This window comes from Rhodococcus wratislaviensis (assembly GCF_041228765.1).
Taxonomy (GTDB): Bacteria; Actinomycetota; Actinomycetes; order Mycobacteriales; family Mycobacteriaceae; genus Rhodococcus_F; species Rhodococcus_F wratislaviensis.
In genome coordinates, this window is the sequence record NZ_CP150488.1 from 7,682,536 (window position 1) to 7,696,781 (window position 14,246).

Consider the following 14,246-nt stretch of genomic DNA (forward strand, 5'->3'; position numbering starts at 1 on the left):
CACTGCCCGACCTCTTGTGAACCGCCAGTCTACCAACGATACTGACAGTCTCGTTACTTTCACGGAGGGACTTCATCGTGCGCTCTCGGGACTCCGCACCACCGCAGGACACCGAACAGAGCAACACCACCGGCTGGACCCTTCGGCAGATCTGGATGCTGACGGTCGCGTGCTGCGCGGTCGCACTCGTCGTCGCGGCGATGGCGGCACTGAACACCGCGCTCCCCGACCTCGCGCGCGACACGGGCGCGACCCAGAGCCAGCTGACGTGGATCGTCGACGGCTACACCCTCACCCTGGCCGCCCTGCTGCTTCCGGCGGGCGCGCTCGGCGACCGGTACGGCCGGCGAGGGCTGCTCATGGTCGGGCTGTTGATCTTCGGCCTCGGCTCCGCCATTCCGATCCTGAACGACAGCCCCGAGTGGATCATCGGTTCCCGGGCGATAGCGGGCGTCGGCGCCGCCCTCGTGATGCCCGCAACATTGTCACTGCTCACGGCCGGTTTTCCGCCCGCACACCGAGGCCGGGCCGTGGGCATCTGGTCGGGCGTCGCGGGGTCCGGCGCAATCGCCGGCCTGCTCGTCTCCGGACTCCTGCTCGAGAAGTGGTCGTGGCACGCCATCTTCATCAGCCTCGCCGTGGTGTCCGCCCTGATCTTCGTCACGGGCTTCACCATCTCCTCCTCCCGGGAGACCGAACGCCCACCACTGGACCTGCCCGGCACCGCGCTGATCGCCGCCGCGGTCGGCTTGTTCGTCCTGGGAACCATCGAGGCGCCGCAGCGCGGCTGGCTGGATCCCGTCGTGCTCGGACTGCTCGTCGGTGGCCTCGCCGCCGCGGCCGCGTTCGCCCTCGTGGAACTGCGCAGAAAACGCCCACTGCTCGACGTCTGGCTGTTCGCCAACCGCGCCTTCGGCTCCGGGTCGATGTCGCTCCTACTGCAGTTCCTGGCGTCTCTCGGCCTCTTCTTCCTCGTCGTCCAGTACCTGCAGCTGGTGCTGAACTACTCCCCTCTGCAGTCTGCGCTCGCGCTCGCCCCCATCGCCGTGCCGGTCGTGGCGATGTCCGCGGTTATGCCGATGCTCATCCCGCACGTCGGGCTCCGGCCGCTGCTCGCGTCCGGTTCCGCACTGCTCGGCCTCGGCATCCTCCTCCTGGTGCGGCTCGATGCGCATTCGAGCTACGCGGAAGTGTGCGGCCCGCTCATCGTGGCCGCCTTCGGTATCGGACTGTGCACGGCACCCGCGACAGCGGCCATCGTGCAGAACACCCCGGACGCGAAGCAGGGTGTCGCGTCGGCCGTCAACGACACGGCGCGCGAGATCGGTTCGGCCATCGGGGTCGCCTTGGCGGGCAGCGTCCTGGCCGCGGGGTACGGCACCCACGTGCAGCCGGCGGTCGACGCCGTTCCGGAGGCCGCGAAGGAGCCGGTGTCCAGTTCCCTGGCGGCGGCACTGCAGGTCGCCGAAGTTGCCGGCCCCCAGGGCGAGCAGCTGGCGACGTTCGCGCGGGACTCGTTCCTGAAGGGTTTCGACGAGGCATCCATCGTGCTGGCCTGCGTGTTGTTCGCCGCGTCGCTGCTGCTCGCGGTGTGGGCTCCCGGACGGAAGGGCTCCGCGCCGACGACCGAATCGCCGAAAGAACTGGCCGACGTCGACTGAGCGAACATTGCCCTTGTGACCGCCGTCATTGTATCGTTCAGTATCAGTTACTGAATGTCACAGTTAGTTGACCGCCTAGTCACAGATCAAGGGGTAGTGATGACCGCATCGATAGTCGTCTCCGACCGCGAAGAGACCGCCCAGCGCTTGCTGGCGTCGTCGGCACGCAAGTCCTACGACCCGATGGTCGAGGTCGACTGGGAAGCACCGATCCCCGACGACAAGTTCGGTCTGACCCCCGAGTGGAGCACGCTCTACGGCACCGCCCTGTGGGACGAGATGACCGAAGAGCAGAAGATCGAACTCACCAAGCACGAGGCCGCCAGCGTCTCCAGCGTCGGACTGTGGTTCGAGATCCTGCTCATGCAGATGCTGCTGCGCGACGTGTACGGCCGCGACAAGCACTCGCGCCACGTCCAGTTCGCGCTCACCGAGGTGGCCGACGAATGCCGCCACTCGGTGATGTTCGCCCGCGCCGGTGAACGCCTGAACATGCCGAGCTACGGCCCGCACCCCGCGATCCACAAGCTCGGACGCATCTGGGGCGGCTTCTTCCGCGGCGCCAACGCGTACGCCAGCGTGATGGCCGCCGAGGAAATCCTCGACATGATGCAGCGCGACTTCATGAAGGACGAGCGCGTGCAGCCCGTCACCCGAACGGTGAGCAAGATCCACGTCCTCGAGGAGGCCCGCCACATCCGCTTCGCTCGCGAAGAGGTCGGACGCCGCATCGAGGGCGCCAGCTGGGCACGCCTGCAGTTCGAGCGCCTCAACACCGCGGTGGTCGTGTATTTCGTGATGAAGAGCATGATCCGCAAGGACGTGTATGCGAATGCCGGACTCGACCCGGAGCGGGCCGCCGCCGAGGCCAAGAACAACCAGCACTACAAGGACACCGTCCGTACGTCCGGTTCCAAGTTGATGCAGTTCCTCGATGGCGTCGGCCTCGTCGGCGGCCCGTCCAAGCGCCTCTACAAGAGGGTCCATCTCCTCTGAATCATGTGGGGACGTGGTCCAGGTAGGACACACCGGTCGAGGTGATCTCGAGTACGCGCGCGGACGGAATGTCGAAGAACATTCCCGCGACGCGGACTCGGCCCTCGGCCGCCGCCGCGCCGACGAGGGGATGGCGCCCGAGGGTTTGTACCTGGACCGCCACGTTCACCATGCCCAGCTGGTCGACCTCGTCGAATCCGAGCTCGGCCGCTGCTCGCGCCACCGGATGACCGCTGAGGAACGCGTTCCGGCTCGGCTGCGCGAACGTCAGCCACTGTTCGACGGCGTCGCGATCGGACCCGTCGTTCTCGGGCGGCGCACTTGCGAGCACGGCCTTCATCGCGCCACAGCCGGAGTGGCCGCACACGATCACCGAGCTGACCTCGAGTTCGTCGAGGGCGAAGGCAAGTCCCGCCTCGACGGACACGTCCTGCTTCCCGGTCGGGACGAGGTTGCCCACGTTGCGCACCGTGAACAGGTCGCCCGGCCCACTGCTGGTGATCACGTTCGGCACGATGCGTGAATCGGAGCAGGTGAGGAACAACGAGTCGGGGCGCTGCCCGTCCCGGAGGTCGTCGAGGTGCGGCTGCAGCTGAGCCGCGTTCCGCCGGTGGTACTCCGACACTCCCGCGAGGACCGGTCGGAGCGCCGCCGGTGTGCTGGTGGACTCCTCGGTGTCGGTGTGTCGCGGCTGCCAGCTCTTCCACGGGGCGAACCCGCGGGGGCTCACCACTCCGATGCCACGCCTGGGCGGCGATGCGCCGACGGCGTCCATGTCGACGGGACCGAGCGCATCGATCACGACCGTTCCGCCGTTCCGCTCGTGGTGACGCTTCCAGTCGTCGATCGCCTCGAACATGGCGTGGTCGAGGAAGTCGACCGCCAGTTCCACGGTGACGTGCGCGCCCTCGGGCACCTTCGCGAGGAGCCCGGTCAATGCCGGCATGGACAGGAAGCTGCACGACCCCTCGACGGTCACGCGCCACCGTCCGGAATCCTCGGAGCCGACAGGTTCGGCCCGCATCTTGGGGTGGATGACCCGCCACAGCAGCAGGACCACCGCGAGTGCGAGACCGATGATCACGCCCTCGAGCAGGTTCAGGAAGACCACGCCGGCCACGGTCACGCCGTACACCCACAGGTCGCCGGTGCGCCGGGCCGTCCGCAGATGAGCCATCTTGACGAGCTGGATGCCGATCACGATGAGGAGGCCGGCCAGCGCGGCCATCGGGATCTGCTCGACGAGTCCGGTGAGCAGCGCGGCGAAGACGAGGATCCACACGCCGTGCAGCACGGCGGATGCCCGGGTGCGCGCCCCGGCGGCCACGTTGGTGGAACTGCGCACGATCACACCGGTGACCGGCAGGCCGCCGATGAGACCCGAGATCATGTTGGCCGAGCCCTGACCGACGAGTTCACGGTTGAACTCCGAACGCGTGCCGCCGTGCATCTTGTCGACGGCGACCGCGGACAGCAGGCTCTCGACGCTCGCGATCAGCGCGACCGTGAGTACACCGGTGGCCACTGCGAGCCACGGGCCCTCCGGCATCGAAGGCAGTGCCACGGCGTCGAACAGGGAGCCGTCCAACGCGATTCGATCGATGTCGAGCGGGAAGACAAGGGAGAGAACGGTGGCGGCGACGACGGCGACCAGCGGGCCGGGGAGCACCTGCAGCTTGCCGGGGATCTTCTTCCAGAACAGCAGGACGGCGATGACCACCGATCCCACGAGGACGTCGCTGTACCGGGCGGACGTCAGCTGCCCGGGGAGCTGGGTGATGTTCTCGACGGTCGAGCTGTGCGAGCTACCACCGAGTAGGACGTGAATCTGCTGGAGGGCGATCGTGATTCCGATACCCGCCAGCATGGCGTGGACCACGACCGGCGCGATGGCCAGGGCCGCACGGGCAATTCTACTGAGCCCGAAGATGATTTGAAGGAATCCGGCCGCGACGGTGATCGCGCACGTGGCCTTCCAGCCGAACGTGGCGACCAATTCTGCTACCACCACGGTCAATCCGGCGGCAGGACCACTGACCTGGAGCGGTGAACCTCCGATGGAACCCGCCACCACACCGCCGACGATCGCCGCGATGAGCCCCGCCATGATCGGGGCGTCGGACGCGATCGCGATACCGAGCGACAGTGGTAGTGCGACGAGGAATACGACGAGCGACGCGGGTAGGTCGTATCGCGCGTTATCTCGTAACCTTTCGCCGAGGGTCGGTCCGGGGGCGGGTGCACCGGATGGGGGTGCTTTCTCGTTCTCGAGGATCGACATGTCGACACCTTACGGGCGGAGAACGACGAAACGCCCGAAACGGACGGGATCTTGTGGCATGTGTCACTGTGGCACTGCTTTTCGCACAGTTGAATCGAAAACTATTGGACAACAGTCCATTACATGAAGCTTAAAGTACACAAAGTTCACCGTGCCCACCCTTGCACCGTGAGACGTGCCGGTCACCGCGGGAAACGGTGACCGGCACGACCGGGCCGGCCTACACGGACGTGGGCACGACGACCAGCGCCCAGACGAACATCGGGGCCGACAGCACGATCAGACCGCAGTAGGCGAGCATCTTGCGCTGGAAGCGGCCCTTGTCCTCGACCTGTGCGTTGGCGAGCACCATCACACCGTTCGTCGAGAACGGGCTGACGTCGACCACCGTCGCGGAGAATGCCAGGGCCGCGACGAATCCCACGGCGCCCACCTCTCCCATCGCGAGCATCGGCGCGGCGAGGGGCAACGCGATGCCGAGGGTACCGATCGACGATCCGAACGCGGAGATGATCGCGACCGCGTAGCAGAGGATCAACGCGGTCAGCAACGGCGATCCGAGAGCCGACGCCGCATCGCCGAGGAAGTCGAGCGTGCCGTTCTGTGTCATGACCGCCATGTAGGTGAGCATCCCGCACACGAGCACCACGGCAGGCCATGCCACGTTGTCGATGACCTTGGGGTGCGACTTGGGCGCCATCAGGAGCAGCACCGCACTGATGCAGATCGAACTGACGCCGACGTCGATTCCGAACGCGACCGACCCGACGACGAGGAAGCCGATGCCGGCGAGCGTCGCGAACCGGTACCGGTTCATCTTCACCGGCTTCACGCCTTCGTGGATCAGCGCCTCCTCGATGACCTCGCGATCGGTGAGGGTCGCGGTGTTCCCGCCCGGGCCGTTGCCCGCAGTCACGCCACCGGACGGCCCACGTGAGGATGAGGAGCCGCCGAATCCTCCGCCGTCGGATGTCTCCGCGACGGGACGCGGAGTGCGGCGACCGATCAGGTCGAGGCCGTAGATCAGGAACAGCACGATCGCGATGGCCAGGTTGAGGACGAACGGCAGAGCGAACAGGACCAGGGGATTCGCTCCGACGCCGGTCGAGTCCATCAGTCCGTTGATGAATGCGCCGTACAGATTGATGGGTGAGAACGCGCAGGCCAGGGCGCCGTGACTGATGACCATGCCCATCAGGAACGGGTTGATCTTGTTCTTGGCCGCGAGAGGCATCGCGATGGGGGCGAGCATCCCGACCGCGAGGACGGACCCGAGGGCCATCAGCAGTCCGGACAGCAGGAACATCATCCACAGGATCGCCCACCGCCTGCCGCGCACGAGTCGGAGGGAGGCCTCGATGACGAGGTCGATGGTCCCGTTCGCCTTGGCTATGGCGAACAGCAGCGTGATGCCGCCGACGATGATGAACGTGCTGCCGGGGAAGGCGTCGATGATGTCCTCGACCGGGATCCCGGACACCCAGCCGCCGATGACGAACGCTCCGGCGAACGCGAGGATGCCCATGTTGATCGGGGTGAGGGTCGCCACTGTGAAGATCGCGATCAGAGCGACGATGGAGATTGCGTAGACCATGGTCGGCCTTTCGGGGTGAGTTCGCAGATCACACTGCGGTGAGGGGCCGAGCTTGGGCCAGAGCGTGTTTCACGGTGTCGACGGCGAGGCCGAGGGCCTGCTGATCGATACCCGTGTCGATGTCGTGCGCGTGCAGGTGCGCGACCAGTTCCTCGGTGGCGAGGTTGCCGTGGGCGCCCGGCGCGAACGGGCAGCCACCGTACCCGCCGATGGCGCTGTCGAAGTGTGTGATCCCGAGTTGCCGGTGCGCGGCGATCACGGTGCCGAGGGCCTGACCGTGCGCATTGTGGAGGTGCAGGCTCAATTCGATGTCGGGCAGGGCGTCGCGTACCGCCCCGGCCGAAGCGAGCACCTGCTCGGTGGTGGCCGTCCCGAGCGTGTCGGCCAGCCCGAGCCGGCGCACACCCATCGCGGCCATCGCGCTCGCCACCCTCACCAGCGCGGCGGGGGCGATGATGCCCTCGAACGGACAGACGAACGCGGTCGACACACCTCCGAGGAAACTCCGGCCGGGGTATTTCTGCAATGCCTCGGCAAGTCCGTGCAGCGCCTCGTCCGGGTTCCGGCCCGTGTTCGCCGTGCTGTGCCCGGCACTGGCCGACGTCACGACCTGGATCTCGTCGATACCGGTCGCGATCGCACGGTGCACTCCACGCGGGTTGAGTGCCAGAGCGCTGTACGTGACCGACGGGTCGGTGCGGGGCAGCCGGGCGATGACGTCGTCGGCGTCCGCCATCTGCGGCACACGCGTGGGCGAGACGAACGATGCCGCTTCGATGTGCTTCATACCGGCGGCGACGAGTGCGTCCGCGACGGCGATCTTGTGGTCGGTCGAGACGACCACATCCTCGTCCTGCAGTCCGTCTCGCAGCACGACATCCGTTATGGTGACTGACATTTCACTTTCCTCCGATTCAGATGACGTTGCGGGCGCGGTAGTCGTCGAGCTGATCACCCGACAGATTCAGCAATCCGCCGAGGATCTCGTCGGTGTGCTCACCCAGCTCGGGGCCGGCCCAGCGGATCTGCGTGGGTTCGCCGTCGAGCTGCGGGACCACTCCGGGGAAGCGCACCTCTTCGGGCTCCCCGTCGACGGACACCTTCAGGCTCTGCAGCATGCCGCGGGCGTTGTAGTGCTCGTCGGCGGCGATCTGCACCGCGTCGTACACCTCGCCCACGGGCACACCGGCGGCGCCGAGTTCGGCGACGACGTCGCGGGGGCGACGCACCGACGTCCACGACGAGATGGCCTCGTCGAGTTCGGCTTCCCGCCGGAATCGCTGATCCCCGTCGGCGAGTTCGGGATCGTCGGCCAGATCGCCACGCCCCACGGCCTGCATCAACCGGCCGAACACGCCACTCGAGTTGCCGGCGATCATGACGGATCCGCCGTCGCACGGATAGACGCCGCTGGGTACCACGCCGGGCAGGTTGCCCGCGGTCCGTTCGCGGACCATGCCGTACGCGTCGTAGTCGGGGACGAGGGATTCCATCGCCATGAACACCGATTCGTACAGGGCCACGTCCGCGACGCGCGGGGTCGAGTGATCACCCTGCCTTGCCTTGGCCAGCAACATCATCAGGGCGCCGATCGCGCCGTGCAGTCCGGCGAGCGTGTCGGCGATGGGGGCGGCCGCCCGGACCGATTGACGGTCCGGATAGCCGGTGACGTGCCGCAGTCCGCCGAAGGCCTCGGCGACGCCGCCGAATCCGGTGCGCTCCCGGTACGGGCCCGTCTGCCCGTAGCCGGAGATCCGGACCAGCACGATGTCGGGGTTGGCGGCCGTCAGCTGGTCGGGCCCGATTCCCCACCGCTCGAGCGTTCCGGGACGGAAGTTCTCGATGACGACATCCGACTTCGCGGCGAGGTCGAGAATGATCGCGCGGCCCTCGTCGGTCCGGAGGTCGAGGGTGACGGACCGCTTGTTGCGCGCGATGGTGCGGAACATCATCGATGTCGCGCCACGGCGGCGACGCCAGCCCCGCAGTTCGTCGCCGACGCCCGGTCGCTCGATCTTGACCACCTCGGCGCCGAAGTCGGCGAAGATGCGGCTCGCCATGGGGGCTGCGATGAAGTTGCCGAGTTCCAGCACACGGATGCCGTGCAGTGGGCCGTTCTCTGGGACCTGCATGTGAGAGTTCTCCCTCGTCGATCTGAACCGGATGACGACTGGGCTCCTAACCTGCAAATTCTCATTATTTGGCAGTTAGATTCCCGTTTGATAAGAATGACGGTAGTGGCAGCAGTCACAATTGGCAATGCCCGGAGTCCGCGCCACACGACAATGGACGACGGGACGCTGCGCAATGCAGCAGGAATTCACTGCTCGACAGGAGGAGAACACGGTGAGAGAACCACACGTCGTTGCGATCGATGGACGTTCGCCGCGCGCGGAGAAGAGCACCTGGGTCGCGCCGACGGCCGCGGTGATCGGCGCCGCGACTCTCGGCGCGGAAACCAGCGTCTGGTACGGCGCGGTGCTGCGTGCCGATTGCGATTCCATCACCCTCGGCGAGGGCAGCAACATCCAGGACGGGGTGGCCGTTCACGTCGACCCGGGATTCCCCGTCGTCGTGGGCAGGGACGTCAGTGTGGGGCACAACGCCGTCCTCCACGGCTGCACCGTGGGCGACGGCGCCCTCGTGGGCATGGGGGCCACCGTCCTCAACGGTGCGGTGATCGGCGAGCAGTCGCTGGTCGCGGCGGGCGCGCTGGTCCTCGAGGGCACGCGAATTCCGCCGCGCTCACTCGTCGCAGGCGTGCCCGCGAAGGTGCGTCGCGAACTGACCGACGACGAGGTGGCCCACAACGCCGCCAACGCCGCGGTCTACCGTCAACTGGCGCAGCAACATCGGTCGGCGGACGTCACCACGTTCGACATCGCCTGAGCGACTCAGTCGCCCGGAACGGATTTCTCGATCTGCCGCGCGGCAGCGACGACTGCGCGGCCCATCGACGCACCCAGGTTCTTCCCCATCCGCCCTTCGGGACCCGACACGCACACGGCGGCCACGATCTCGCCGTGCCGGCGGACCGGCGCACTGATGGACGCGGACCCCGGTGTCCGTTCCGAAACCGACACCCACCAACCTGATTTCACGGCTTCGGGGTCGGCCTCCCAGTCTCCGGACAACACGTGGCCGCTCGACCCCTGCGGTAGCGGGACCAACGTTCCGACGGGCAGTGCCACCCGCAGTTCGTGCTGGGAATCGACGCTCGCGGCGCAGAGACGGGATTCGCCTCGGCGAACCCACAACTGCGCGGATTCCCCTGTCTTTTCACTCAATTCGCGTAGCGCGGGAATCGCGAGGTCGCTCAACGCCGTGGTGACGAATCGCTGACCCAGATAGAAACGGCCTTCCTGATCCTTGCGCAGGAGGCCGTGCTTGACCATGTCGGTTGCCAGCCGGTACGTGGTCGAGAGGGACAGGTCGAGTTCACGGGCGAGGTCGCTCGCGCCCATCGGGCTCGACTCGACGACATCGAGGATCGCCACCGCGCGGGCGAGCACTCCGACGCCGATCTCACTCCGCGCAACCATCGCAGTCCATTTCTATTGCCCCATTGAAGTATTCAGATTGTATAGGAAAGCCGGTGCGTGCCCGCCCGCATCCGTCGATGCGGCTAGTTGTCCGGGTGTCGGTTGACGACCGGATCGGGGCCCGGTTACCTCTGTGTCAGGCATTCGCCACTCCCCCGGTGCACAGTCGCACTCCCATTCCCGGTATCCGAAAACCCTTGCAAGGAAAGGCACCATCATGACGATCGAGCAGACTCTCACCGACAAGGAACGCCTGGCAGGTCTCGACCTCGGCCAGCTCGAGCAGCTGGTCGGGCTGGTCGAATACGACGGCACCCGCGACCCGTTCCCGGTCAGCGGCTGGGACGCCGTCGTCTGGGTGGTCGGCAACGCCACCCAGACCGCCCACTACTTCCAGTCCGCGTTCGGAATGACCCTCGTCGCCTACTCCGGACCCACCACCGGCAACCGCGACCACCACAGTTTCGTCCTCGAATCCGGGGCCGTCCGCTTCGTCATCCAGGGTGCCGTCGACCCGGCCAGCCCGCTGATCGAGCACCACCGCACCCACGGCGACGGCGTCGTCGACATCGCCCTCGCCGTCCCCGACGTCGACAAGTGCATCGCCCACGCCCGCGCCCAGGGCGCCACCGTCCTCGACGAACCGCACGAGGTGACCGACGAGCACGGCACCGTCCGCCTCGCCGCGATCGCCACCTACGGCGACACCCGCCACACCCTCGTCGACCGCACCAACTACACCGGCCCCTACCTGCCCGGCTACACCGCCCGCACCTCCGGCCACACCAAACGCGACGGGGCCCCCAAGCGCCTGTTCCAGGCCCTCGACCACGTCGTCGGCAACGTCGAACTCGGCAAGATGGACCACTGGGTCGACTTCTACAACCGGGTCATGGGCTTTACGAACATGGCCGAGTTCGTCGGCGAGGACATCGCCACCGACTACTCCGCGCTCATGAGCAAGGTCGTCTCCAACGGCAACCACCGGGTCAAGTTCCCCCTCAACGAACCCGCCATCGCGAAGAAGCGGTCGCAGATCGACGAATACCTCGACTTCTACCAGGGCCCCGGCGCCCAGCACCTGGCCCTGGCCACCAACGACATCCTCACCGCCGTCGACCAGCTCACCGCCGAGGGCGTCGAATTCCTGGCCACCCCCGACTCCTACTACGAGGACCCCGAACTGCGGGCCCGGATCGGCAACGTCCGCGCCCCCATCGCCGAACTGCAGAAACGCGGCATCCTCGTCGACCGCGACGAGGACGGCTACCTGCTGCAGATCTTCACCAAACCCCTCGTCGACCGCCCCACCGTGTTCTTCGAACTCATCGAACGCCACGGCTCCCTCGGCTTCGGCATCGGCAACTTCAAAGCCCTCTTCGAAGCCATCGAACGCGAACAGGCCGCCCGCGGAAACTTCTGAGCGGGCGGCAGTGCAGCGGGCGCGATGTGGCAGGTCGGTACCCGGGATCAGCGCACCCGCGGGGTCTTCCGCGTGGTCACGGCGATGCGATTCCACGCGTTGATCGTGAGCACCAGCGAGATGAGCTGCGCCAGTTCCGTCTCCTCGAAGTGCTCCTCCGCCTCCTCGTACACCGAGTCGGGGACGAAGCCGTCGGTCAGCACGGTGATTGCCTCGGCGAGCGCGAACGCCGCACGCTCCTTGTCGGTGTACAGCCCGTGCGCCTCCTCCCACGCGCCCAGTAGGTACAGCTTCTGTTCGCTGATGCCGATCGTGCGGGCATCGGCGGTGTGCATGTCGATGCACCAGGCACAGTGGTTGATCTGGGAGCAACGGGTGAGCACGAGTTCGACCAGCTCCGGATCGAGGCCCTGCCGTGCCGCGGCGTCGAGGGCGATCATCGCCTTGTAGACGGCGGGGGCCTTGCGTGCGAGATCGACTCGGGTCTTGCGCTCTGTTGTGGTCATACGAGAACCGTAGGCGCGGAGTAGCCCATCTGCATGGTTCAATTCGTACATGGAAACGTGGGCCAATTCAGGTCTGGGCCGTGACCTCCACCTCGACCTGACCGCGTCCGGCGGCGGGCGGGCACCGAGGGTGCGCGCGAACCTGGTTTCCGCGCTGCGCGAGTCGATTCGATCGGGCCGGCTCGTCTCAGGCACCACACTCCCGCCGTCCCGCACGCTGGCCCTCGACCTCGGTATCGCCCGCAACACCGTCGCCGAGGCGTACTCCGAACTGGTGGCCGAGGGCTGGCTCACCGCCCGGCAGGGATCGGGGACCCGGGTCGCCGAGCGGGCAGGCGAGCCCGCCCGGCGTCCGCGCACCCGCTCCGCGGCCGCACCCCGACCGCCGTTGAGCCTGATGCCCGGTTCGCCCGATGTCGGGGAATTTCCGCGGGCCGCCTGGATGGCGTCGGCCCGCCGGGCGCTCACCGCGGCACCCAACGACGCCTTCGGACCGGGTGATCCGCGGGGACGCCCCGAACTCCGACACGCCCTCGCCGAATACCTTTCTCGCGCACGTGGAGTGCGCACCGATCCCGACCACATCGTGGTGAGTGCGAGCTCGGGGCACGGACTGTGGTTGCTCGCCCGCGCCGGGAGGGGGCCGATCGCCGTCGAGGGCTACGGGCTGCATCTGCATCGCGAACTTCTCGGCGACGCCGGGGTCTCCACCATCCCCCTGCAGCTCGACGCCCACGGAGCGCAGCCCCCGGATACGACAGTCAGGCCGCTGTCGGCGGCGCTATTGACCCCGGCTCATCAATTCCCCACCGGCGGGCCGCTCCATCCCAGCAGGAGAACGGCTTTCGTGGAATGGGCACGCGCGACGGGGGCGACCGTGATCGAGGACGATTACGACGGGGAGTTCCGGTACGATCGCCAACCCGTCGGCGCCCTGCAGGGTCTGGCCCCGGACGAGGTGGCGTATCTGGGCACGGTGAGCAAGACCCTCTCCCCCGCGATCCGCGTGGGATGGATGGTGCTGCCGGAACGCCTGATCGACGGTGTCCTGGCAGTCAAGGGCGGATACGAGAGATGGGTCAGCGCGACGGACCAGCTCACCCTGGCAGACTTCATCGAGCGGGGCTCATTCGACCGGCACGTCCGCAGGATGCGCACCCTCTACCGCCGCCGCCGCGACACCCTCGTCGACACCCTCGCCGCCCGCGCACCACACGTGCACGTCACCGGCATCGCGGCCGGTTTGCACGCCGTGCTCGAACTTCCCGACGGGACCGAGGCGGCCACCGTCGACCGCGCCGCGGCACTCGGTCTCGCAGTGGCGGGTCTGCGCACGTTCCGTCATCCGGGCGCTCCCGCCGACCGGCCCGACGGACTCGTCGTCGGCTACAGCACACCGTCGTCCGCGCGTTTCCCGGCCACGCTCGACGCCCTGTGCCGAGCGCTGCCCACTCCGTGAGCGGAATTTCCTATGGGACTGGTCGGAATGCGTGTCGTGCGGTTACAGTCTGATCCGTGACCGAATCCGGCGTGATCGACTCAGGTGAGCTGCTGACGCGGCGTCGCCATGTCGATTTCGCACTGGTGTGTACCTCGAGGTGTCCGATCTCCTGATCGGACCCGTCCCGGCGTGACGTTCTCCACGCCGGGTTCTTCCCGCACACCCTCGTTTTCGAAGGATTCGCACTGTCATGACCACTGCATCCGTGTCGCACCTCACGTCCGTCATCGGCGCCACCCGCGACGCCGTTTCCCAGGATTCCGCGAACGCTCACGTCGTCTTCCGTGCCTCCGCGCAGGCGCACGACGCCGTCGCGAGCACCGTCACGCTCGGCAAGTACAGCGTCGAGGTGGACGAGCCGCCGGCGCTCGGCGGAGACAACTCGGCCGCCAATCCCGTGGAGTACTACCTCGCCTCACTGCTCTCCTGCCAGGTGGTCACGTACCGCTTCTGGGCCGAGAAGCTCGGTGTCCGTGTCGACGACATCTCGGCGAGCGCCGAGGGCGACCTCGACGTGCGCGGGTTCTTCGGCTTCGACGACGCTGTCCGTGCCGGGTTCGGTGAAGTGCGCGTCGTCGTGACGCTGACCGGCCCGGAACCGCGGGAGCGCTACCTCGAACTGCAGGAAGCAGTGGATGCGCACTGCCCCGTCCTCGACCTGACCCGCAATCAGACCCCGGTCCACACCGTGGTCGAAACACGCACCGGCGACAACTGATTCACCACATCCACCTCACCGAAT

General features: G+C 67.2%; 12 protein-coding genes. 6 read left to right on the forward strand and 6 right to left on the reverse strand.

The window, feature by feature from the left end:
* Positions 1 to 77 precede the first annotated feature (77 nt).
* On the forward strand, positions 78 to 1,661 hold the full coding sequence (locus tag WKC72_RS35125; protein WP_370181092.1) for an MFS transporter: 1,584 nt from the start codon (positions 78 to 80) through the stop codon (positions 1,659 to 1,661).
* A 99-nt stretch (positions 1,662 to 1,760) separates the two neighbouring features.
* A complete protein-coding gene (locus WKC72_RS35130) occupies positions 1,761 to 2,657 on the forward strand; it encodes a diiron oxygenase (protein ID WP_005255915.1) in 897 nt (298 codons plus the stop codon).
* Between the two features lies 1 nt (position 2,658).
* Here WKC72_RS35130 and WKC72_RS35135 read toward each other — a convergent pair whose 3' ends face one another.
* The 4 genes from WKC72_RS35135 to WKC72_RS35150 form a co-directional block, all read right to left on the reverse strand.
* Entirely contained in the window at positions 2,659 to 4,938 is a 2,280-nt protein-coding gene (locus WKC72_RS35135) for a bifunctional SulP family inorganic anion transporter/carbonic anhydrase (protein WP_128639807.1), read from the reverse strand.
* A 220-nt stretch (positions 4,939 to 5,158) separates the two neighbouring features.
* On the reverse strand, positions 5,159 to 6,532 hold the full coding sequence (locus WKC72_RS35140) for an SLC13 family permease (protein WP_112301093.1): 1,374 nt from the start codon (positions 6,530 to 6,532) through the stop codon (positions 5,159 to 5,161).
* Between the two features lie 28 nt (positions 6,533 to 6,560).
* Complete coding sequence (locus WKC72_RS35145) at positions 6,561 to 7,430, reverse strand: hydroxymethylglutaryl-CoA lyase (RefSeq protein ID WP_112301094.1); 870 nt, start codon at positions 7,428 to 7,430, stop codon at positions 6,561 to 6,563.
* 16 nt (positions 7,431 to 7,446) lie between these two features.
* Positions 7,447 to 8,664, reverse strand: a complete 1,218-nt coding sequence (locus tag WKC72_RS35150) for a CaiB/BaiF CoA-transferase family protein (protein ID WP_112301095.1) — start codon at positions 8,662 to 8,664, stop codon at positions 7,447 to 7,449.
* A gap of 214 nt (positions 8,665 to 8,878) precedes the next feature.
* Here WKC72_RS35150 and WKC72_RS35155 point away from each other — a divergent pair, with 214 nt between their 5' ends.
* Entirely contained in the window at positions 8,879 to 9,421 is a 543-nt protein-coding gene (locus WKC72_RS35155; protein WP_181910947.1) for a gamma carbonic anhydrase family protein, read from the forward strand.
* A gap of 5 nt (positions 9,422 to 9,426) precedes the next feature.
* On the opposite strand, the gene WKC72_RS35160 is transcribed toward WKC72_RS35155, so the two are convergent.
* Positions 9,427 to 10,074 (reverse strand): IclR family transcriptional regulator, encoded by a 648-nt coding sequence (locus tag WKC72_RS35160; protein WP_037232712.1) that lies wholly within the window; start codon positions 10,072 to 10,074, stop codon positions 9,427 to 9,429.
* Positions 10,075 to 10,291: 217 nt separating this feature from the next.
* Here WKC72_RS35160 and hppD point away from each other — a divergent pair, with 217 nt between their 5' ends.
* Entirely contained in the window at positions 10,292 to 11,497 is a 1,206-nt protein-coding gene (hppD, locus tag WKC72_RS35165) for a 4-hydroxyphenylpyruvate dioxygenase (protein WP_370181093.1), read from the forward strand.
* A gap of 47 nt (positions 11,498 to 11,544) precedes the next feature.
* Here hppD and WKC72_RS35170 read toward each other — a convergent pair whose 3' ends face one another.
* Complete coding sequence (locus tag WKC72_RS35170; protein ID WP_370181094.1) at positions 11,545 to 12,003, reverse strand: carboxymuconolactone decarboxylase family protein; 459 nt, start codon at positions 12,001 to 12,003, stop codon at positions 11,545 to 11,547.
* A 49-nt stretch (positions 12,004 to 12,052) separates the two neighbouring features.
* Between WKC72_RS35170 and WKC72_RS35175 the strand changes: the two genes are divergently transcribed.
* Positions 12,053 to 13,462: a PLP-dependent aminotransferase family protein gene (locus WKC72_RS35175; protein ID WP_370181095.1), complete on the forward strand. Its 1,410-nt coding sequence runs from the start codon at positions 12,053 to 12,055 to the stop codon at positions 13,460 to 13,462.
* A 232-nt stretch (positions 13,463 to 13,694) separates the two neighbouring features.
* Entirely contained in the window at positions 13,695 to 14,222 is a 528-nt protein-coding gene (locus WKC72_RS35180; protein WP_037240989.1) for an OsmC family protein, read from the forward strand.
* Positions 14,223 to 14,246 lie beyond the last annotated feature (24 nt).

Bases quoted from the DNA above. Each gene is read 5' to 3' on its own strand.
- WKC72_RS35130 (WP_005255915.1), top strand. From the start codon at position 1,761: ATGACCGCATCGATAGTCGTCTCCGACCGCGAAGAGACCGCCCAGCGC.
- WKC72_RS35135 (WP_128639807.1), bottom strand. From the start codon at position 4,938: ATGTCGATCCTCGAGAACGAGAAAGCACCCCCATCCGGTGCACCCGCC.
- WKC72_RS35140 (WP_112301093.1), bottom strand. From the start codon at position 6,532: ATGGTCTACGCAATCTCCATCGTCGCTCTGATCGCGATCTTCACAGTG.
- WKC72_RS35145 (WP_112301094.1), bottom strand. From the start codon at position 7,430: ATGTCAGTCACCATAACGGATGTCGTGCTGCGAGACGGACTGCAGGAC.
- WKC72_RS35150 (WP_112301095.1), bottom strand. From the start codon at position 8,664: ATGCAGGTCCCAGAGAACGGCCCACTGCACGGCATCCGTGTGCTGGAA.
- WKC72_RS35160 (WP_037232712.1), bottom strand. From the start codon at position 10,074: ATGGTTGCGCGGAGTGAGATCGGCGTCGGAGTGCTCGCCCGCGCGGTG.
- hppD (WP_370181093.1), top strand. From the start codon at position 10,292: ATGACGATCGAGCAGACTCTCACCGACAAGGAACGCCTGGCAGGTCTC.
- WKC72_RS35170 (WP_370181094.1), bottom strand. From the start codon at position 12,003: ATGACCACAACAGAGCGCAAGACCCGAGTCGATCTCGCACGCAAGGCC.
- WKC72_RS35175 (WP_370181095.1), top strand. From the start codon at position 12,053: ATGGAAACGTGGGCCAATTCAGGTCTGGGCCGTGACCTCCACCTCGAC.
- WKC72_RS35180 (WP_037240989.1), top strand. From the start codon at position 13,695: ATGACCACTGCATCCGTGTCGCACCTCACGTCCGTCATCGGCGCCACC.